Genomic DNA, 19,192 nt, shown 5'->3' with positions numbered 1-19,192 from the left:
GATACGAAAGACGGGGGTACGAACGTACTAGGGCGGTACACGGGCGGGCGGCGCCGCCCGCCGCGCTCACTGCGCCGGGTAGGACCCGAGCAGTTTGAAGAACGCCGCCTGCGCCTGCAGGTCCGCGAAGGCCTTGGCCACATGGGCTTCGCCTGCATGGCCCAGGACATCGACGTAGAAATAGTATTCCCACTGGCCGGTGCGGGCCGGACGCGATTCGAAGCGCGTCATCGACACCTTGTTCGCGGCCAGCGGTGCGAGCATGTCGTACACGGCGCCGGCGCGATTGGGCACCGCCAGGATCAGGCTGCTCTTGTCCTTGCCGGTGGGCAAGGTGTCGATGTGACCCAGCACCAGGAAGCGCGTGCGGTTCTGGGCATCGTCCTGGATCCCGGCGCTGACCACTTGCAAACCCCAGGTAGCGGCCGCCGATTCGCCGGCAATGGCGGCCACGGTGGGATCCTGCGAAGCGACGCGCGCGGCCTCGGCATTGCTGGACGCCGCGGCGCGCGACAGCTGCGGGTGATTGCGATTGAGCCAGCCCTGGCACTGCGCCAGCGACTGCGGGTGCGCCATGATGGTACGCACGCCTTCCATCGAGGCGCCCTGGGCCATCAGGCAATGCCGGATCACCAGCGAACGCTCACCCATCACTTTCAGGGGCGTGTTCAGCAGCAGGTCCAGGGTACGGTTGACCGCGCCTTCGGTGGAGTTTTCCACCGGCACCACGCCAACGTCCGCCTGCCCCGCCTCGACCGCGCGAAACACTTCATCGAAGGACGGGCAGGCCAGCTTGTTGACCGCGTGGCCGAACTGCTCCATCGCGGCCTGTTCCGAATAGGAACCCTCGGGGCCGAGAAAAGCCACGGTCAGGCCCTTCTCCAGGCCACGGCAGGCCGAAATGATTTCGGTCCACAAAGCGGAGACGGCCGCGCCGGGCAAGGGGCCCTGATTCAACCCCTGCAGGCGGCGGATGACTTCGGCCTCGCGGTCGGGCCGCAGCACCGGACCATCCGCATGGAAGGCGTGCTTGACGTCGCCGACTTCCTGCGCCGTACGCGCCCGCTGCGTCAGCAGCTCCAGGATCTGCGCGTCGATCGAATCGATGCGTTCACGCAGGGGCTTCAATTTGGCGGCGAGGGCTTCATCCATGGCGTTGTTCGAAATCCCGCAAGTAGACGACCAGGTCCTGCACCGCTTGCAGCGGCACGGCGTTATAGATGGAGGCACGCATGCCACCCACGCTCTTGTGGCCCTTCAGCGCCAGCAGGCCGGCCGCCTCGGCGCCCTTGAGGAAGGCGTCGTTGAGCGATTCGTCGTGCAGGATGAAAGGCACGTTCATGCGCGAACGCACGGGGGCATGGATGGGATTGCGGTAGAACGACGTGCCGTCCAGGTAGTTGTAGAGCAGGTCGGCCTTGGCGATATTGGCCTGCTCCAGCGCCGCTACTCCGCCCTGCTCCTTGATCCACTTGAAGACCAGGCCGGCGATGTAGATCGCATAGGTGGGCGGCGTGTTGTAGCGCGAATGCTCGGCGGCGACGTTGACGTAGTCGAACGCCGACGGGCAGATGGCCAAGGCGTGACCGATCAGGTCGCGGCGCACCATCATGATGGTAACGCCGGCCGGTCCCGCGTTCTTCTGCGCCCCGGCGAACACCAGGCCGGCGCGCGTCACGTCCATGGGACGCGACAGGAAATGCGAGGACGCGTCGACCACCAGGGGCACGTCGGGCGCGCCCAGGCTTTCCGGCGTGGGCCAGTCGTTGAACTCGACCCCGCCTATGGTTTCGTTGCTGCAGAAATGCAGGTACGCGGCATCCTTGCGCACTTTCCACGTGTCCACCGCGGGCACCCACGACCAGGGCTTGAAGGTCTGGCCATCCAGGGTGGTTTCGCTGCCGCTGCTGGCGGCGATGGCCACGTCACCGTAGCGCTGCGCTTCCTTGTGCGATTTCACCGACCACTGGCCGGTGACCACGAAGTCAGCCTTGCTGGTGCCGCGGCGGTTGATCAGGTTCATCGGAATGATGGCGTTTTCACCCGACGCCCCACCCTGCATGAACATGATGGCGTAATCGGACGGCGCCCCCAGCAACTCGCGCAGGTCGGCTTCCGCTTCGTCGCAGATCTGCACGAACTGCTTGCCGCGATGGCTCATTTCCATGACCGACATGCCGCTGCCGTGCCAGTCGAGCATTTCCTCGGCCGCCTGCCGCAACACCGCCTCCGGCAAAGCCGAAGGTCCCGCCGAAAAATTCCAGGGACGACTCATCATTCTTCCGTAGGTTCCGAAGGATCGGTGTCCGACACGTCGCCGGGCGCCGCACTGTCACCATTTCCCGCGTCAGCGGCGCCTTCAGGCTTGGCGGCGCCGTCGACGTCGGCTTCCGCTTCGGCATCGACGTCCGCGTCGCTTTCCACCACGCGGCGCACGCCGGACAGATGGCTGCCGTCATCGACGCTGATCAAGGTTACGCCCTGAGTGGCGCGGCCCATTTCACGGATTTCTGACACGCGGGTGCGCACCAGCACGCCGCCCGTGGTGATCAGCATGATCTCGTCGGTGGTTTCGACCAGGACGGCCCCCACCACCTTGCCGTTACGCGAGCTGGTCTGGATGGCGATCATGCCCTTGGTGCCGCGGCCATGGCGGGTGTACTCGGCGATGGGCGTGCGCTTGCCGTAGCCGTTTTCGGTCGCGGTAAGCACGCTTTGCGCTTCGCTGCCGGCAACCAGCATGGCGATCACGGCCTGGCCGTCTTCCAGCATCATGCCGCGCACGCCGCGGGCGTTGCGGCCCATCGGACGCACGTCGTTTTCGTCGAAGCGCACGGCCTTGCCCGAGTCCGAGAACATCATGACGTCGTGCTTGCCGTCGGTCAGGTCGGCGCCGATCAGGTAGTCGCCTTCGTCCAGGTCGACGGCGATGATGCCGGCCTTGCGCGGATTGGAGAAATCCGACAACGGCGTCTTCTTCACCGTACCGCGCGAAGTTGCCATGAACACGTAGTGATCATCGCTGAACTCCTTGACCGGCAGCACCACGTTGACCTTCTCGCCGTCGGCCAGCGGGAACATGTTGACGATGGGCTTGCCGCGCGAACCGCGCGTGCCCTGCGGCACTTCCCAGACCTTGAGCCAGTACACGCGGCCGCGGTTGGAGAAGCACAGCAGATAGTTGTGGGTGTTGGCGATGAACAACTGGTCGATCCAGTCGTCTTCCTTCATGGCCGTGGCTTGCTTGCCACGCCCGCCGCGTTTCTGCGAGCGGTATTCGGACAGCGGCTGGCTCTTGATGTAGCCGCCATGCGACAGGGTCACCACCATGTCGGTGGGGGTGATCAGGTCTTCGGTGTCCAGTTCGGTGGCGTTGAGTTCGATTTCCGAACGACGCTCATCCTTGGCGCCGGTGCCGAATTCAGCCTTGATGGCCTGCAGTTCATCGCTGATGATCGTGGTGATACGTTCCGGCTTGGCCAGAATGTCGAGCAGGTCAGCGATGTTGGCCATCACTTCCTTGTACTCGCCAACGATCTTGTCCTGCTCCAGCCCGGTCAGGCGTTGCAGGCGCATGTTCAGGATTTCCTGGGCCTGAGTGTCGCTCAAACGATACAGGCCGTCGGATTGCATGCCGTAGGAAGGCGACAGGGCCTCCGGACGGTAAGCCGCGATGCCGCCCGGCGTGTCGCCGTCGGCCCGCTCCAGCATTTCACGCACCAGCGACGAATCCCAGGAGCGCGCCATCAATTCCTGGCGCGCCACCGGCGGCGTCGGCGCCGCCTTGATGATTTCGATGAAATCGTCGATGTTGGCCAGCGCGACGGCCAGGCCTTCCAGCACGTGGCCGCGTTCGCGAGCCTTGCGCAGCTGGAACACCGTGCGGCGCGTGACGACTTCACGCCGGTGCTGCAGGAAGTACTCCACCATCTGCTTGAGGTTGAGCAGGCGGGGCTGGCCATCGACCAGCGCCACCAGGTTCATCCCGAAGGTGTCCTGCAGCTGGGTGTTCTTGTACAGATTGTTGAGCACGACCTCAGGCACTTCACCCCGCTTGAGTTCGATGACCAGGCGCATGCCGTCCTTGTCCGACTCGTCGCGGATATCGGAGATACCCTCGATCTTCTTGTCGTTGACCAGCTCGGCGATGCGTTCCTGCAACGACTTCTTGTTGACCTGGAAGGGAATGGCATCGATCACGATGGCCTGGCGATTGCCCTTTTCCATGTCCTCGAAGTGCGTCTTGGCGCGCATCACCACCCGGCCGCGGCCGGTGCGATAGCCTTCGCGCACGCCCGCCATGCCGTAGATGATGCCGCCCGTGGGGAAATCCGGGGCCGGGATCAGCTCGATCAGCTCATCCACGGTGCACTCAGGATTACGCAGGCAATACAGGCAGCCGTCGACGACTTCCGACAGATTGTGCGGCGGAATATTGGTGGCCATGCCCACCGCGATACCCGAACTGCCGTTGACCAGCAGGTTGGGCAGGCGGGACGGCAACAGCAGCGGTTCTTTTTCGCTGCCGTCATAGTTAGGCCCGAAATCGACGGTTTCCTGGTCGATATCGGCCAATAACTCATGGGCGATCTTGGCGAGGCGGATTTCGGTATATCGCATGGCGGCGGCGTTATCGCCGTCGATGGAGCCGAAGTTGCCCTGCCCATCCACCAACATGTAGCGCAGGGAGAAATCCTGCGCCATGCGGACGATGGAGTCGTAGACCGCCTGGTCTCCGTGGGGGTGATATTTACCGATGACGTCGCCAACGATACGGGCGGACTTCTTATAAGCCCGGTTCCAATCGTTGTTCAATTCGTGCATTGCGAACAGCACCCGGCGATGCACGGGTTTCAGACCGTCGCGTACGTCTGGCAGTGCCCGCCCCACAATCACGCTCATTGCGTAATCGAGGTAGCTGCGGCGCATTTCTTCTTCCAGTGATACTGGAAGTGTTTCCTTGGCGAAGGAATCCATATTTATATACGTAGGGACGGAAGCGGAAAAGGCGGGCTCACCCCGGAGGGTGGCGAACAGGAAATTCTATCATTCCCGCACATTTGTCCTTTTCACGCACTTGAAGCCCCGGCCCGGCTTGCACCGCCCGGCCACCTGTAACAAAATACGCAGCCTCCCTTGCCCTGCCCTTTCGACCTTCCGCCTGTTGCCTAAAACCAACAACGCGCTATCCGTGGGCGGTGAAATGGTCGTCTCGGACGTGAATGCGCCTGCCAGGGCACGACAAATGCCTTAAGATTGTTTCCAGCACGCAGGAAACCCAGTCGCGATTCCCTTGAAGTCGTTTTTGGCGTTGCTTATACTGGCCCCGTTTTCCTGATAATGCGGCGGGGGTTCGCTGCGAGTCACTTATCCAGCTTCAAGCTCAACGAGGAGAAACATGAATAAACCCTCCAAATTCGCTCTGGCGCTTGCCTTTGCTGCCGTCACGGCCTCCGGTGCGGCCTCGGCCCAGACCGTGGACAACTGGCGCAATCCGTTTGGCAACGTCTGGAAGAACGGCACTAACGAACTGTGCTGGCGCGATGCGTTCTGGACCCCCGCTACCGGCGTCCCCGGTTGTGATGGCGTGCCGGTCGCTCAAGCTGCCAAGCCGGCTGCCCCCACCCCGATGGCCAGCAAGGTTGTCTTCAACGCCGACACCTTCTTCGACTTCGACAAGGCTACTCTGAAGCCCGAAGGCCGCCAGCTGCTGGATCAAGTCGCCACGCAAGCTCGCAGCATCGATCTGGAAACCATCATTGCTGTTGGCCATACCGACTCGATCGGTACCGTGCCTTACAACCAGAAGCTGTCCGAGCGCCGTGCCGCTGCGGTCAAGTCCTACCTGGTCAGCAAGGGCATCGATCCCAACCGTATCTACACGGAAGGCAAGGGCAAGAGCCAGCCCGTGGCGACGAACAAGACCAAAGAAGGTCGTGCTCAGAACCGCCGTGTGGAAATCGAGATCGTCGGTACCCGCAAGTAATTGCGAATATCGACGTAGCGCTGGTCGCTACGAATCAAAGGCCTGTGCTTATGCGCAGGCCTTTTTTTATTCTCGCGGATAAAACCAGGTGGAACGCATGCAGATCGCCCAGGATGACACCCGCCGGCTGGACGCCGCGCCCATAGAATTCGATGCCGTGGTCGTTCTCGACGACGCCGTTGCGCTTCATATGGAGATCTACCAGATGGCGCCGCTACGGGCGGGACGGCTGCGCCGCGATCTGCTGCTCATCCTTGGCGCCGCCCTCTTCCTGGCCGTCGTGTTATTTGCGTTCAACGTGGCTGACCGGGATCCGGACAAACCGGCCCTGGCCGACGTCTTCCGCTTCGTGCTGCTGGAGCATCCAGGTTACCCGCTGGCCGCCGTGGGCATAGGGATCGCGGTGGTCGTAATGCAGCGACTGCTGTTGCGGCCACGCTTGCGCAGCCATTTGCGCAAAGCGATGGCGCGGCGCCCTGACGTGGACAAGTCGGATCCGCGCCTGCCCTATCCCGCGCATGTGGTCATGACGGACAACGCGATCGAGAGCCAGACCGCACCCCATACCATCAGCTTCAACTGGACCAGCCTGACGCACTGGAAAGAGAAAGAGGGCCGGCTCCTGTTGCTAGGTGACAGCATGCAGGGCATCTGCGTCACCACGGGTGGCCTGGCCGAACCGATGCAGGCGGCTATCCGCCAGCTGATCGAACGCAAGCTCGGCAAAGCGCGCCAGGGGGAATAGCCGCCGTCGCCTCGGCGAGGCCAGGCCAGACCAGGCCGGGCTCGCACTACTCACGCTCTATATAATTACCGGCTGAATTCTTCCCCCGGATAGCGATGAGCACCTCTACTGAATCCCGCGTGAATGTCGACCAGGCCGAATTGGCCAAGTTCAGTGCCCTGGCGGCGCGGTGGTGGGACCCGGGCAGCGAATTCGCGCCGCTGCACGCCATCAATCCGCTGCGGCTGGGCTGGATCCAGGAAATCGCCGGCAGCCTGGCCGGCAAGCAGGTGCTGGACGTAGGTTGCGGCGGCGGCATTCTGGCCGAAAGCATGGCGGCCACCGGCGCCACCGTCACGGGCATCGACCTGGCGGAGAAATCGCTCAAGGTGGCCCGGCTGCACGGCCTGGAATCCGGCGTGAAGGTGGAATACCGCGCGGTGCCGGTGGAAGACCTGGCGCGTGAACAACCGGAACGCTACGACGTCGTGACGTGCATGGAAATGCTGGAACACGTGCCGGACCCCGCTTCCATCGTGCGGGCCTGCTCCGAACTGGTGAAACCGGGCGGCTGGGTGTTCTTTTCCACGCTGAACCGCAATCCCAAATCTTTCCTGTACGCCATCGTCGGCGCCGAGCACGTGCTGCGCCTGCTGCCGCGCGGCACCCACAGCTACGAGAACTTCATCAAGCCCAGCGAACTGGCGGCGGCCGTGCGGCAGGCCAACCTGACGGCCGTGCGCATGGCCGGGATGCAATACAACCCCTTCACCAAGGTCTATGGGCTGTCCAATGACGCGTCGGTGAACTACCTGATGGCCACCCGCAAATGAAAGCCCTGATCCTGTTCGACTTCGACGGCACTTTGGCCGACACGGCGCCCGACCTGGCCGCGGCGGCCAACAAGCAGCGCACGCGGCGCGGCCTGGCGCCCATGCCCTTCGAGATCCTGCGGCCGGTGGCCTCGCAAGGCGCGCGCGGCATGCTGCGCGTGGCCTTGGACATGCTGCCGGAACACCCGGAATTCGAAGAGACCCGCAAACAATTCCTGGCGGACTACGAAGCCAACTCGACGGTGCACAGCCGATTGTTCCCGGGGATCGAGGACCTGCTGCGCGACATCGAAGGCCGCGGCATGGCCTGGGGCATCGTCACCAACAAGGTGACCTACCTGGCCGAGCCGGTCGTCGTCCATCTGGGTTTGGCGGAATCGATGGCGGTGCTGGTGTGCGGTGACACCGTCGGCCGCGCCAAGCCTTACCCCGATCCCCTGCTGCACGCCGCCAAGGAAGCCGGCTACACGCCGGACCGCTGCGTCTATGTCGGTGACGACCTGCGCGACGTCCAGGCCGCGCACGCCGCCGGCATGCCCGCCGTCGCCGCGGCCTATGGTTATCTGGGCGGCGATGAAGACGTCACCCTGTGGGAAGCGGACGCCCGCGCGGATACGCCGGCGGAGTTGTGGGCAGCGATCGAAGGTCTGCTGCCCAGCGCGAACTGAGGACTCTGCCTTCCGGCAAGGGAAGCAATGACTGAGGGGCTACGCCCCTCAGTTTTTCTCTCCGCGACTCGTCGCCGTCACGACCAGATCGATCACGAAGGCCAGCATTAGGGCGCAGGTGCCGATCACGAACAACTGCGCATAGTCATGCCCGTTGTTGGAAAACAGGAAGGACAAGCCATAGGCGGCGACGGCCTGGAACAGGGCGAAGCCGACCGTGGCGGTGCGCCACGCCGGACCTTGCCTGGACGGATGATGCGCAAGCAGTTCGTGGATGCGGCCAAGCGCCAGCGGCACGGTGCCGGTGACAAAGGCGCCGACCACCATGCTGGAGGCCACCAGCCAGCCTTCGCCCAGACCAAGGGCCGGCACCAGCACGGCGCCCGCTTCCAGCACAAAGGCCAGGCGCAAGGCCCAGCCGAAGCCGACGCGGTCGGCCAGCAAGCCGGCCAGCACCGGCCCCACGGCGGCGCCGATGCCGAACAAGACCCAATATTCAGCGCCCGCCTGCAAGCCCTTACCCAAACCGTGCGCGACATAGTCGACCAGGAAAATCATGTGGGGCACCCAGCCCGCGGCATTCAAGGCGTATTCCGCATACAGGGCACGCAGTTGACGGACGGGCAGATGCGCCGCGCGATGGTGCCCCGGCGCGGCCTGGGCGGCGGCCGCGGCAGGCGCGGCGCCCTCCCCCGGCCATCCTTTCCAGGCGATCGCCGTCAGGAAAAGGGATAACAGCCCCAGGCCGATCCACGTCGCACTCAGCCCCTGGCGCAGCAGCAACGGCACCAGGGTGCCCGACAGCACGACGCCCACGCCGACACCCGTGAAAATAATTCCGCCAGCCAAACCACGCTTGGCCGGCGCGACGTGAGGCAAGACCGCGGGCGCGGCCAGCACCATCAACGCGCCGCCTGCCAGGCCGGACAGAAACCGCCAGGCGAAGAACCAGGAAAAAGACAGCGGATAGGCACAGGCGAAGAAGGCCAGCGTCGCCAGCGCCATCATCACGCGCAGGGTGGCGGCGGTCGACGTACGCGATGCGATCGCCCGGCCCGCCAGCGCGCCAGCAAGATAACCGGCCAGGTTGGCCGCGCCCAGATAGGCGGCGACAGAGCGCTCGAACCAATGCGCGTCGATGATGGCCGGCAGCAAGGGCGTATACGCGAAACGCGCCAGCCCTATCCCTACCAGGCTGGCACTGAAGGCCGCCACGATGCCCCAGGTCACCCCGAACGTTTCCCGGGGCCTCGCTATCGTCAACCGTTCCATGGTCAACATCCTTCACGAATTCAGATAGGGGCAGGTTACGCCCCATCATTTATCTGAAGAAGCGAATATATTTGATTGTGCCTATCTGCATTTTCGATATGTCAAAACACGCCCGAACGCGCTAAGGTAGGCAGGCCAACGGCAAGCCCGCGCGCTTTCAGCGACGGCGGTCGCCCTGCCCCGGCATCATCGACACCCTGTATGTGAGCAATCCATGGATCTGGCTGACCTGAAGACCTTCGAAGCCGTCGCGCGGCACGGCAGCATGAACAAGGCCGCGGCCGAGTTGCACACGGTCCAGTCCAATGTCACGGCGCGAATCCGCGCGCTGGAAGAGGAACTGGGCTTGCCCCTGTTCCAGCGCCACGCCCGCGGCGTGGCGCTGACACCGGCCGGCCAAAGGGTGTTGCCCTACGCGGGACGCGTTTCCAAGCTGCTGGCGGAAGCCGGCGCCGCGGCGCGCGACGATGGCCAGCCTTGCGGCACGCTGACCCTGGGCGGACTGGAGACCACCACCGCGCTGCGCCTGTCGCCCGCCTTGACCGCCTATGCGCGCGCCTACCCCGACGTAAGGCTGGTGATGAGTACCGGCACCACCGCGCAACTGGTGCAGGACGTGATCGACTACCGCTATGACGGCGTGTTCGTCGCGGGGCCGGTCAAGCATCCCGACCTGGAGGCGACCACCATTTTCGTGGAGGAACTGGTGCTGGTCGCCCACCCCGACCTGGCGTCCTTGAAGGATCTGCCGGGCCTGGCCGACTTGCGCACCATCGTGTTCCATGCCGGCTGCTCGTATCGGCAAAGGCTGGAAGCGTATCTTGGCGAAAAAGGCATCGTGGCCACGCAGCCCCTGGAATTCGGTTCGCTGGACACCATCGTCAGCTGCGTGTCGGCCGGCGTGGGCGTGACGATGCTGCCGCGGGTCGTCGTGGCGGAGGCAGCCAGGCTGGGACGCGTCAGCCTGCATGACCTGCCCGCGCCGAAGGCCAGGGTGGACACGCAGTTCGTGCGCCGCCGGGACGCCTACGTGTCGAGCGCGCTAAGCGCCTTCCTGGAGACACTGCGAAGCTTTCACAAGCGGCCGGTGGCCGCCTAGGTGATCAGCCCTGCTGCGCGCGCGCCCGCTCGAACATGACTCGCGCCGATTCGCGTGAGGCTTCGATGTGGCGGGTGGCGGCCAGGCGGGCCGCGGGTTCGTCATGGCGCGCGATGGCGTCGTGCATGGCGGTCATCTCGGTCAGGCTGTGCGATGACCGCCCGGGGTTGTCCATGCTCTTGGCCCTCAGCACGTTGATGCGCGCGACCAGGCCCTTGATCAGATCACCCATGACCCGATGGCGGCTGGCGACGATCAGCGCCTCGTAGAAATCCGTGGTGCTGACGATACGCGCCAGCCGGTCTTCGCTTTCCACCGCCTGCGCGAACGCATCGAGAGCCCGCTGCATGGCCGCGAGGTTTTCCGGCGTGGCATGGCGGGCGGCGAGCGCCGCCAACTCGCTTTCCAGCAAGATGCGCGTTTCGTAGAGCTGCTCGGCGTCCGCCCATTCGATCGTGACCACCGACGGTCCGCGATTGGGGGTCAGCACCACCATCCGCTCGGCCGCCAGCACGCGCATCGCCTCCCGCAGGGAATTACGGCTGACGCCAAGCCGTTCGCACAGGCTGGACTCCACCAGGCGTTCGCCAGGGGCGAAGTAGCCGATCATGATCGCTTCGCGGAGTTTGCGGACGGTTTCTTCCTGAACGCTCAGGGGACTGATCTTCAAATCCATGAGTCCTACGGGGTCGCGAGGTAACGAGATGGAAATTCAAGCGGCGTAGCTTATCCGGGTTAACGGCAATTTGCCACATTGTTGAACAATCCCACAATAGAGGTAACAATAGACGTAAGTTCGCGTTACACCGTTGCAGGGTCAACAGGCATGCAAATCGACATCACGAAGTGGATTCTGATCAACGAAACCCAGCCGGTGCCGCCCGGCCAGGAGGGCGCCCCGCTGCGCAAGGTCGCGGTCGTCGCCGTCGTCAGGAATCCGTTCAAGGTCGGCCAGGCGGACCTTTCCGCGGGCATCGTGGCCAGCGCGGCGCTGGGCAGCGAAATGGCGCGGCAGCTGGCCACCGTCTTCCTCCTCGATGAGGTGCGCAGCTACGGCAAGGCCGGCCTGGTCGGCGTCAACGGTGAACAGGAGCACGCCAATGCTCTGCTCACCACCACCTTCGCCAATCCCCTGCGCGATGCCATCGGCGGCGCCAAGGCCTGGATACCTTCCGTGACCAAGGTGGGTCCGGCGGGCACCGCCATCGACGTTCCCCTGGCGCACAAGGACGCGCTGTATGTGCGCTCCCATTACGACACCCTGACCCTGAGCCTCGCCCAGGCGCCGCTACCGGATGAAATCGCCCTGATCTTCGCGGTGGCCAACCGGGGGCGCATCAATGCCCGCGTGGGCGGCCTGCATGCCGATGACGTGGTCGGGAAAGATGGCCTGACCTGAGTCATCGGCGCGACCGCCGTACGCCTTACATCACGACCGCAGTACTGCACCACCGCTTCAGCACGACCGCTGCACCTCGCTACCGCTATACATCTCTGCCGCTCTACATCTTTGCCGCCGTACCACTTCCCCAACCTGGCAAGCGTTCGATGTTTTTCCGGAGCTGATATGAATATCCTCGCGCGACTGGTCGTTTCCCTGTCGCTGGCCTGCGGCGCGCTCGCGCAAGCTCAAGCCGCGTCCTACCCCGACCGCCCCATCCACATCATCCTCAGCACGTCGCCTGGCGGCGGCGCGGACGTCACCATGCGTCTGCTGGCGCCCAAGCTGGCGGAACGCCTGGGCCAAAGCGTGGTGATCGAGAACAAGCCCGGCGGTTCGGGCATGATCGCCGACGCCTACGTCGCGCGCTCGGCGCCTGACGGCTACACCCTGCTGGTGGACATCACCACGTTCACGGTCAACCCGGCGCTGCACAAGGACATGTCCTTCAAGCCGCTGGTCGACCTGGCGCCGATCACGCAGACCGCCCGCGCCGCCAACGTGCTGGTGGTGAACCCGACCGTCCCGGTCAACAACGTCAAGGAATTCATCGAGTACGCCAAGAAGCAGAAAGGCGCGATGACCTACGCGTCTTCCGGACTGGGCTCGTCGCAGCATCTGGCCATGGAGATCTTCACGCGCGCCGCGGATGCCCCCATGACCCATGTGCCCTACAAGGGCGGCGGCGCGGCCATGGCCGACTTGCTGGCGGGTCACGTGCAGTCCTTCTTCGCATTCATCCCCACGGCGTCCGAGCACATCAAGCAGGGGCGCCTGCGCCCGCTGGCCACCACCGGCGCCACGCGCTCGGCATCCTTGCCCGACCTGCCCACCATCGCGGAATCGGGCTTCCCCGGCTTCCAGAGCTATGACTGGAATGGCTTGTTCGCGCCGGCCGGCACGCCGCCCGCCATCATCGACCGGCTGCAGAAAGAGATGAAGGCCGTCCTGGCGGAACCCGATATACAGCTGCGCCTGAAGGATCTGGGATTGGAGCCGGTAGCCAGCACGCCGGCCGACTTCAAGGCCTTCCTCACCGCGGAAATCAAGAAGGCGCAAGACATCGTCCAGCAAGCCAACATCAAACTCGATTAAGGGCGGCGACTGCCATGAACATGATGGCCGAGAGTTTCGCGTACCCCGCCGGTTCGGACGCGGCGCGGGACCTGCGTAACGAGTCCGACTACAACGTGCAGCGCCGCCATCCGGAGCGCACTGAAATCTACGCGGGCTATGCCCGCCGCAGCGAAGCCCTGCGCGCGGACGTGCCCTGGCAAAGCCTGCGCTACGCCAAGCCCGAGCGCTGCACCCTGGATTGGTTTCCGGCGCAGGAAGCAAAGGACGCGCCGCTGCTGGTGTTCATGCACGGCGGGTTCTGGCGCGGCGGCGACAAACGGGTGTTCAGCTTCATCGCCGAGAACTTGCGCACCGCCGGTGTTTCAAGCGCGTTCGTGGGCTATGAGCTGGCGCCCAACGTGACGGTGACGACGATCTCGGCGCAGATCCGCGCGGCCGTCACGTTCCTGCTGCGGAATCAGCGCGCTTTGGGCTTCGATCCGGAACGCGTGACCCTGTCCGGCCATTCGGCCGGCGCGCATCTGGCCGCGATGACCAGCGCCTATCCGCAGGAACTGCCCATACTGGGACGGCACTTGCGCGTGATCGGCTTGAGTGGGGTCTATCAGTTGGCCCCGTTGCTGGCGACCTCGTTGAAGGGCGAGATCCAGCTGACGTCCGACGTCGCCGAGGAGCAGAGCCTGCCCGAAGGGCGATGGCTGCATGCCAGCCGCTATCTGGTGGTGGCGGGGGGCGGTGAAACGCCCGGCTTTCTTGCGCAAAGCACGCATTTCCACGATGCCTTGCAGCACCGGGGCTTGAACACGACGCTGATCCTGGAACCAGGGCGCACGCATTTCGATATCTTCGTGCCGCTGACCGAGCCTGCCTACGCGCTGCACCAGCAGGTGCTGGATGTGATCAAGGGCCCGGCCGGCGCGGCCCCTTCGAACGCAGCGGGTCCAGTAGCGGCTTGAGGCCGTTGTGGTCCAGCTCGTGCATCAGCGCGAGCAGCTGGCCCAGTTGTCCCGCCGGAAAGCCCTCGCGCGCGAACCAGGTCAGATAGTGGCCAGGCAGGTCCGCCAGCAGGCGGCCCTTGTACTTGCCGAACGGCATGGTCCAGGTAACGAGGAGTTTTAAGTCTTCAGGCTGCATGGTATGTCCCCCCTACCGCGCGGAGCGCGGCCCCCCAGGGGGCGACACTGGCGGACTGGCAAAGCCAGCTCCGCTGTGTCCGCGATCGGGGCGACCTGCGCAAATAGCTATTCTAGATCGCCGGCGCCTGGCGCAGGACGGGCTCGGCGCCCAGCCGTGCCGACGTCACGCCGCCCAGCTGGTTGACGTCAGCCTCGATGACGTCGGACGACGACAGCCGGAATTTGCTCACGGCCGCCTGCAGGCCCTTGGCCTGATCTTCCAGCGACGCCGTCGCGGCAGCGGCCTCTTCGACCAGCGCCGCGTTCTGCTGCGTGGTTTCGTCCATCTGCGTGACGGCGCGATTCACCTGCTCGATGCCATCGGCCTGCTCCGACGAGGCCGCGGCAATCTCGCCCATGATGTCGGTGACGCGACGCACGGCCACCACGATTTCCTGCATGGTGGCGCCGGCCCGCTCGACCTGTTCCGATCCCATGCTGACCTTGCTGACCGAATCCTCGATCAATTGCTTGATCTCCTTGGCGGCCTGGGCACTACGCTGCGCCAGCGAGCGAACCTCGCCCGCCACCACCGCGAAACCCTTGCCCTGCTCGCCCGCACGCGCGGCTTCCACCGCGGCGTTCAAGGCCAGGATATTGGTCTGGAAGGCGATGCCGTCGATGACGCTGACGATATCGGCGATCTTGGCGGAGCGCACGGATATCTCGCGCATGGTGCCCACCACTTCTTCCACCGCCACGCCGCCGCGACCCGCGACGTCCATGCTGCTGGTGGACAACTGGTTGGCCTGCTTCGCGTTGTCCGCGTTCTGCTTCACCGTCGACGCCAGCTGTTCCATGCTGGCGGCGGTTTCTTCCAGGGAAGCAGCCTGCTCCTCGGTGCGGCTGCTGAGGTCGGCATTGCCCGCCGCGATCTCACGCGCGCCCGAATCCATCTGGTCGACACCCTGGCGCACCTGGCGAATCAGGTCCGCCAGGCTTTGCTGCAGGGTCTGCAGGCCCTGCAGCATCTGGCCCATCTCGTCACGCGAATTGATCACGATGCGGGTGGTCAGGTCGCCGCCGGCCATGGCGCGGAAGGTCCGCAGCGCCTGCTCGATGGGGGCGACGATGGCCTGGCGCAAGGAACGCCAGACCAGCAGGGAGATTACCAGCACCAGGAACAGGCTGGCGCACGTGACGATCACGAAGGTGCGGAAGACGTCGACCGAGGTCTTGTACAGCGACTCCGCCCGCTGGGCCTGGTACTTCTGCAAGGCGGCCGAAGCTTCGCTGGTGCCGTTGAAGAGGTCACGCATATTGCCCCAGGCGGTGGCGACGCCAGCCAGGTCGTGGGCGGTGTGCGCGTTCACGATGGCTTGATAGCCCTTGCTGGCGAAGGCCGCGCGCTTGGTGGTGAGGTCGCGCGCCAGCCGCTCTTCCTGGGGATCATCGGCGGCGACCAGCTTCAGGTAATCCGCCCAGGCATTGTCCGACTGCTTGAACAGGCCCAGGGCACGCTTGGCCTGTTCATCCGCGCCCGGGTTTTCCGGGCTCAGGCCCAGGCGATAGATCGCCAGGAAACCGCGCGCGTTATAGATGTCGGCCTGCGACACCGCGATGGACGCGGCGAGTTCGCGCTTGTACATCGTCTGCTGCGTATCGTTGCCGTAATTGAACCCCCACATGCCCATGGCGCCGCCCACGATCAGGAGCAGGGCCAGGAAACTGATGACGAGTGCGATACGGGCCTTGATGGAGAGATTGATTCTTTTCATGATGGCATCTTCCAGAAATGGCGAATGCCGCCACCCAGGAACGGGTAGCGGCGTTTCATGCTTTCAACAGCAGAACCTGCGCGCCAGCCTGAGCGGCTTGAGCGGTTTGAGCGACCTGAGGGGCAGCATCGGCTCAGACCACGGCTTTGCGACGGCGCCGGGCCAGCAGCCAGCCCAGCAACAACAGCAGCACGACCACCGCCGCAGCCATGCCGACACGGGCATAGGTGACGATGGGGCCAGGTTGAGACGGCGCGCGCAGGGCCTTGACCTGCTCCGCGGTCACCGCGGCAGCTTCCGGGTTGCCGAAGGTCTGCCGCACATAGGTCGCGACCATGGCCACGTCCTGGTCGCTCAACTCATGCGCGAAGGCAGGCATCAGGCGGGGCGTCTTGCCGCTGGAGCGATAGATCCCGTCCAGGATGACCATGACCAGATTGCTGGGATCGTCGCGGCCCACGGCCGACACATGCAGCAGCGACGGCGTGCCGCCCAGCTCCGCACCGGTTCCTTTGGCCTGGTGGCAGGAGGCGCAATTGCCGCTATACAGGGTCGCGCCCGTCGTCTGACCCATGGACGCGCCACGGATCGTGGCTTCGTCCGTGGCCGGTGCGCCATACGCATAAGCCGGCTTGCCCGCCGCGCCCGTGGCCACCGGTGCCGCCGACTTGATGTACACGGCGATGGCGTTCAGGTCCGCATCCGTCATCTTGCTGAAGCTGTGGTCGATGGCTTCGGCCATCGGACCCGCGGCCAGCGCATGGCCCGGCGCGCGTCCGGTCTTCAGGTAGGCAACCAGGTCTTCCTGGCTCCAGCCGCCGATGCCGTGCACGGGATCGCTGCTGATGTTGGGGGCGTACCATTTGCCCAGCGTCGCGCCGCCGAGGGCGCGGCTGTCGTCTTCCGCCATCAGCGCGTTGCGCGGGGTATGGCAGGTGGCGCAGTGCGCCAGGGCTTCGGTCAGGTAGGCGCCGCGCAGCCACTGCTCGCTCTTGCCGGCCGTTGCTTCGAAACGCTTGTCGCTGTTGAACAGCAGGTTCCAACCCATCATCGACGCCCGGATGTCGAAGGGGAAAGGCAGCTTGGTCTGGGGGACGGCCGCGTCCACCGGCGCCACGCCCTTCATGAAGAAGGTGTACAGCGCGTGCACGTCGTCATCGCTGATCTTGGTGTACGACGTGTACGGCATGGCCGGGTACAGGTTGGCGCCATCGGCGCGCACGCCGGCGCGCAGGGCACGGGCGAACTGTTCCTCGGTGTAGTTGCCGATGCCGGAGGTCTTGGACGGCGTGATGTTGGTCGACCAGATGGTGCCGACCGGCGATGCGATGGGATTGCCGCCAGCGTAGGGCTTGCCGCTACCCGCCGTATGGCAGGCAACGCAATCCGCGGCGATGGCCAGGTAGGCGCCGCGCTGGACCAGCGTGGCTTCGTCCGGCGTGGTGGCCGGCGCGGCAGTGGGCGCGGCGGAGGCGGCAATAGCGGCCGAGGCCGCGCCAGCCAGCACCAGCGCGAGCATCGCGCCGACGGCGCGGCGCGGCGATGGATAAAGCGTAGTCATGGCGTTTCCTCAGATCGAATGCAGCACGGCATCAGCGGTGCGCAAGGCCAGTGCGGCCGCGGTCAGGGTCGGATTGACCGTGCCCGTGGTCGTCAAGACATTGGGACCGACGATGTACAGATTGGGATGGTCGTGGGCACGGCCGAAGGGATCGACCACCGACGTCTTCGGATCGGCGCCCATGATGGTGGTGCCTTGCGTGTGCGGGTGCACCCACGTCAACGGCGAGTACTCGGTGGCGCCGAACAGCTCGGCCACGCGCTTGTAGACACGCTTGGTGTCTTCGAAGCCGGCCAGGAAGTACGCGTTGTCCCGGTTGAAATGGACCACCGGCGTGGGCAGGCCCAGCGCATCCTTGCGGGTCGTGCTCAGGGTGACCCGGTTGGACGGTTCGCCCGGATACTCGTGCTGGGTGCTCAGTTCCATGATGCGCGACGCCTGGTCACGGATCATCTCGTCCAGGCGCGGGCCGATGATGCCCTTCTTCAGCAGGTTGCCGGCGATCTTGTCATTGGGCGAGTTGTTCACCACGACGTGCTTGGTGCCGGCGCGTTCGCGGCGGAACTCGCCGTCACGCGCGGTGAAGAAGGTCTGCGGATGCACGGGGCCACGGCCGGGCCACAAGGCCTCGCTGGTCATGAAATTCTGGTGGCATTCCGGCTGGCAGGACAGGTTGCGGCCGACCATGTCGGAGCTGTTCGCGATGTTCGACATCAGCAGCAGGCGCGGCGTTTCGATCGAGTAAGCGGCCAGCACGAAGGCGCGCGCCGTCAGGCGGTGCTCGCTGCCATCCGGCGACTTGTAGCGCACGGCCACGATCTTGCCGGCGCCGTCCGCTTCCACCTGATAGACCACGGCGTCGGTCATCAGCTTCACGCCCACGGCTTCGGACTTGTAGGCGTGCACCGAGCCGTTGTACAGCGCGCCGATCGGACAGACCGGCGTGCAGGAGTTATTGCCCTGGCAGGTCGGCCGGTCGTCGTAAGGACGCGAGTTGCGCGCGGTGGGCTCGTTGATCACGCGATAGCCCGCGGCCGACAGGACCGCGTCGGCGCGCTCCTGCATATACGGCAGCGGCTGGGCTTTCATCGGATAGGGGGTCGAGCGCGGCGGATACGTGCCGGCGCGGCCGGTGGCGCTCTGGTCCGCATCGTCCGGGCCCGACACGCCCAGTTCCACTTCGGCCTGGCCGTAGTACGGTTCCAGGTCCTCGTAGCTGATCGGCCAGTCGCGGCTGACGCCATACAGCGTCTGCATCTTGAAGTCGTTCGGCAGGAAGCGATAACAGGCGCCCGCCCAGTGCCAGGTCGTGCCGCCCACCAGGCGCAGATAGCTGGGGTTGTTCTTGGTGCTGCCGGTCTCTTCCAGATAGCCCTTGCTGTCCGACTTCGGTGCGTAGCTGGTGTCCGGATAGGGGCCGTTGGGATTGCCCTTGACGGGCGTATTGCGGAACTTCTCGACGATCTTCCAGCGCGGCACGCGGGGGCCGGCTTCCAGCAGGATCACGTGCTTGCCGGCTTTGCCAAGGCGGTGCGCGGCCAGGCTGCCGCACACGCCGGAGCCGACGACGATGACGTCGGCGTCAAATTCTGTAGACATGAAAACTCTCGATGTAATCCCACCCGCGGCGCGGCCCTT

17 protein-coding genes are annotated in these 19,192 nt (G+C 64.9%); 8 read left to right on the top strand and 9 right to left on the bottom strand.

All coding sequences use genetic code 11. The features are described 5' to 3' along the window. Nucleotides 1–66: 66 nt before the first annotated feature. The 3 genes from pheA to gyrA are packed head-to-tail and all read right to left on the bottom strand — an operon-like array spanning nucleotide 67 to nucleotide 4,977. Nucleotides 67–1,152 carry a prephenate dehydratase gene (pheA, locus tag ASB57_RS01775; protein ID WP_057650027.1) on the bottom strand — a complete coding sequence of 362 codons (1,086 nt, stop codon included), beginning with the start codon at nucleotides 1,150–1,152 and terminating at the stop codon, nucleotides 67–69. After that, the gene (serC, locus tag ASB57_RS01770; protein ID WP_156414036.1) at nucleotides 1,145–2,278 is read right to left on the bottom strand and encodes a 3-phosphoserine/phosphohydroxythreonine transaminase; all 1,134 of its coding nucleotides are present in this window, start codon (nucleotides 2,276–2,278) and stop codon (nucleotides 1,145–1,147) included. Before serC ends, pheA begins: the two co-directional genes overlap by 8 nt. After that, nucleotides 2,275–4,977 (bottom strand): DNA gyrase subunit A, encoded by a 2,703-nt coding sequence (gene gyrA / locus ASB57_RS01765; RefSeq protein WP_057650023.1) that lies wholly within the window; start codon nucleotides 4,975–4,977, stop codon nucleotides 2,275–2,277. Before gyrA ends, serC begins: the two co-directional genes overlap by 4 nt. Before the next feature lie 421 nt (nucleotides 4,978–5,398). Here gyrA and ompA point away from each other — a divergent pair, with 421 nt between their 5' ends. The 4 genes from ompA (at nucleotide 5,399) to gph (ending at nucleotide 8,211) form a co-directional block, all read left to right on the top strand. Continuing rightward, entirely contained in the window at nucleotides 5,399–5,986 is a 588-nt protein-coding gene (ompA, locus tag ASB57_RS01760) for an outer membrane protein OmpA (protein WP_057650021.1), read from the top strand. 97 nt (nucleotides 5,987–6,083) lie between these two features. Further along, a complete protein-coding gene (locus tag ASB57_RS01755; RefSeq protein ID WP_156414035.1) occupies nucleotides 6,084–6,731 on the top strand; it encodes a hypothetical protein in 648 nt (215 codons plus the stop codon). 95 nt (nucleotides 6,732–6,826) lie between these two features. Further along, nucleotides 6,827–7,543: a bifunctional 2-polyprenyl-6-hydroxyphenol methylase/3-demethylubiquinol 3-O-methyltransferase UbiG gene (gene ubiG / locus ASB57_RS01750; protein ID WP_057650018.1), complete on the top strand. Its 717-nt coding sequence runs from the start codon at nucleotides 6,827–6,829 to the stop codon at nucleotides 7,541–7,543. Beyond that, complete coding sequence (gene gph / locus ASB57_RS01745; RefSeq protein ID WP_057650016.1) at nucleotides 7,540–8,211, top strand: phosphoglycolate phosphatase; 672 nt, start codon at nucleotides 7,540–7,542, stop codon at nucleotides 8,209–8,211. The genes ubiG and gph overlap by 4 nt, the downstream gene beginning before the upstream one ends. Nucleotides 8,212–8,259: 48 nt before the next feature. Here gph and ASB57_RS01740 read toward each other — a convergent pair whose 3' ends face one another. Beyond that, nucleotides 8,260–9,483, bottom strand: a complete 1,224-nt coding sequence (locus ASB57_RS01740) for a YbfB/YjiJ family MFS transporter (protein ID WP_057655845.1) — start codon at nucleotides 9,481–9,483, stop codon at nucleotides 8,260–8,262. Nucleotides 9,484–9,697: 214 nt separating this feature from the next. Here ASB57_RS01740 and ASB57_RS01735 point away from each other — a divergent pair, with 214 nt between their 5' ends. After that, nucleotides 9,698–10,582 (top strand): LysR family transcriptional regulator, encoded by an 885-nt coding sequence (locus tag ASB57_RS01735; protein ID WP_057650014.1) that lies wholly within the window; start codon nucleotides 9,698–9,700, stop codon nucleotides 10,580–10,582. Between the two features lie 4 nt (nucleotides 10,583–10,586). Here the strand turns inward: ASB57_RS01735 and ASB57_RS01730 are convergent, their stop codons facing one another. Beyond that, complete coding sequence (locus ASB57_RS01730; RefSeq protein WP_057650012.1) at nucleotides 10,587–11,258, bottom strand: GntR family transcriptional regulator; 672 nt, start codon at nucleotides 11,256–11,258, stop codon at nucleotides 10,587–10,589. Nucleotides 11,259–11,408: 150 nt separating this feature from the next. Here ASB57_RS01730 and ASB57_RS01725 point away from each other — a divergent pair, with 150 nt between their 5' ends. From ASB57_RS01725 to ASB57_RS01715, 3 genes are all read left to right on the top strand, one after another. After that, nucleotides 11,409–11,981 (top strand): amino acid synthesis family protein, encoded by a 573-nt coding sequence (locus ASB57_RS01725; protein WP_057650010.1) that lies wholly within the window; start codon nucleotides 11,409–11,411, stop codon nucleotides 11,979–11,981. A gap of 168 nt (nucleotides 11,982–12,149) precedes the next feature. Next, nucleotides 12,150–13,118, top strand: a complete 969-nt coding sequence (locus ASB57_RS01720) for a tripartite tricarboxylate transporter substrate binding protein (RefSeq protein ID WP_057650008.1) — start codon at nucleotides 12,150–12,152, stop codon at nucleotides 13,116–13,118. Nucleotides 13,119–13,132: 14 nt separating this feature from the next. Then, complete coding sequence (locus ASB57_RS01715) at nucleotides 13,133–14,056, top strand: alpha/beta hydrolase (protein ID WP_057650007.1); 924 nt, start codon at nucleotides 13,133–13,135, stop codon at nucleotides 14,054–14,056. Here ASB57_RS01715 and ASB57_RS30215 read toward each other — a convergent pair. The 4 genes from ASB57_RS30215 to ASB57_RS01700 all read right to left on the bottom strand — a co-directional run bounded on the left by ASB57_RS30215 (nucleotide 14,001) and on the right by ASB57_RS01700 (nucleotide 19,153). Beyond that, nucleotides 14,001–14,234, bottom strand: a complete 234-nt coding sequence (locus ASB57_RS30215; RefSeq protein ID WP_082621307.1) for a DUF3820 family protein — start codon at nucleotides 14,232–14,234, stop codon at nucleotides 14,001–14,003. The two genes, ASB57_RS01715 and ASB57_RS30215, sit on opposite strands and share 56 nt — an antisense overlap. Nucleotides 14,235–14,346: 112 nt before the next feature. Further along, entirely contained in the window at nucleotides 14,347–15,993 is a 1,647-nt protein-coding gene (locus ASB57_RS31780; RefSeq protein WP_082621306.1) for a methyl-accepting chemotaxis protein, read from the bottom strand. Nucleotides 15,994–16,126: 133 nt separating this feature from the next. Beyond that, complete coding sequence (locus ASB57_RS01705) at nucleotides 16,127–17,554, bottom strand: cytochrome c (RefSeq protein WP_057650006.1); 1,428 nt, start codon at nucleotides 17,552–17,554, stop codon at nucleotides 16,127–16,129. Nucleotides 17,555–17,563: 9 nt separating this feature from the next. Then, nucleotides 17,564–19,153, bottom strand: a complete 1,590-nt coding sequence (locus ASB57_RS01700) for a GMC family oxidoreductase (protein ID WP_057650004.1) — start codon at nucleotides 19,151–19,153, stop codon at nucleotides 17,564–17,566. Nucleotides 19,154–19,192 lie beyond the last annotated feature (39 nt).

This window comes from Bordetella sp. N (assembly GCF_001433395.1).
In the GTDB taxonomy this organism is placed as follows: Bacteria; Pseudomonadota; Gammaproteobacteria; order Burkholderiales; family Burkholderiaceae_B; genus Bordetella_C.
Note: the sequence above shows the minus strand (reverse complement) of the source record. Positions and strands in the feature narration are given on the sequence as shown.

Excerpts from the sequence above, each read along its gene's own strand:
- ASB57_RS01705 (WP_057650006.1), bottom strand. The coding sequence starts at position 17,554 with ATGACTACGCTTTATCCATCGCCGCGCCGCGCCGTCGGCGCGATGCTC.
- ASB57_RS01715 (WP_057650007.1), top strand. The coding sequence starts at position 13,133 with ATGAACATGATGGCCGAGAGTTTCGCGTACCCCGCCGGTTCGGACGCG.
- ASB57_RS01730 (WP_057650012.1), bottom strand. The coding sequence starts at position 11,258 with ATGGATTTGAAGATCAGTCCCCTGAGCGTTCAGGAAGAAACCGTCCGC.
- ASB57_RS30215 (WP_082621307.1), bottom strand. The coding sequence starts at position 14,234 with ATGCAGCCTGAAGACTTAAAACTCCTCGTTACCTGGACCATGCCGTTC.
- ubiG (WP_057650018.1), top strand. The coding sequence starts at position 6,827 with ATGAGCACCTCTACTGAATCCCGCGTGAATGTCGACCAGGCCGAATTG.
- gyrA (WP_057650023.1), bottom strand. The coding sequence starts at position 4,977 with ATGGATTCCTTCGCCAAGGAAACACTTCCAGTATCACTGGAAGAAGAA.
- ASB57_RS01725 (WP_057650010.1), top strand. The coding sequence starts at position 11,409 with ATGCAAATCGACATCACGAAGTGGATTCTGATCAACGAAACCCAGCCG.
- ASB57_RS01720 (WP_057650008.1), top strand. The coding sequence starts at position 12,150 with ATGAATATCCTCGCGCGACTGGTCGTTTCCCTGTCGCTGGCCTGCGGC.
- ASB57_RS01700 (WP_057650004.1), bottom strand. The coding sequence starts at position 19,153 with ATGTCTACAGAATTTGACGCCGACGTCATCGTCGTCGGCTCCGGCGTG.
- serC (WP_156414036.1), bottom strand. The coding sequence starts at position 2,278 with ATGATGAGTCGTCCCTGGAATTTTTCGGCGGGACCTTCGGCTTTGCCG.
- ASB57_RS01755 (WP_156414035.1), top strand. The coding sequence starts at position 6,084 with ATGCAGATCGCCCAGGATGACACCCGCCGGCTGGACGCCGCGCCCATA.
- ASB57_RS01740 (WP_057655845.1), bottom strand. The coding sequence starts at position 9,483 with ATGGAACGGTTGACGATAGCGAGGCCCCGGGAAACGTTCGGGGTGACC.
- ASB57_RS31780 (WP_082621306.1), bottom strand. The coding sequence starts at position 15,993 with ATGAAAAGAATCAATCTCTCCATCAAGGCCCGTATCGCACTCGTCATC.
- ASB57_RS01735 (WP_057650014.1), top strand. The coding sequence starts at position 9,698 with ATGGATCTGGCTGACCTGAAGACCTTCGAAGCCGTCGCGCGGCACGGC.
- pheA (WP_057650027.1), bottom strand. The coding sequence starts at position 1,152 with ATGGATGAAGCCCTCGCCGCCAAATTGAAGCCCCTGCGTGAACGCATC.
- gph (WP_057650016.1), top strand. The coding sequence starts at position 7,540 with ATGAAAGCCCTGATCCTGTTCGACTTCGACGGCACTTTGGCCGACACG.
- ompA (WP_057650021.1), top strand. The coding sequence starts at position 5,399 with ATGAATAAACCCTCCAAATTCGCTCTGGCGCTTGCCTTTGCTGCCGTC.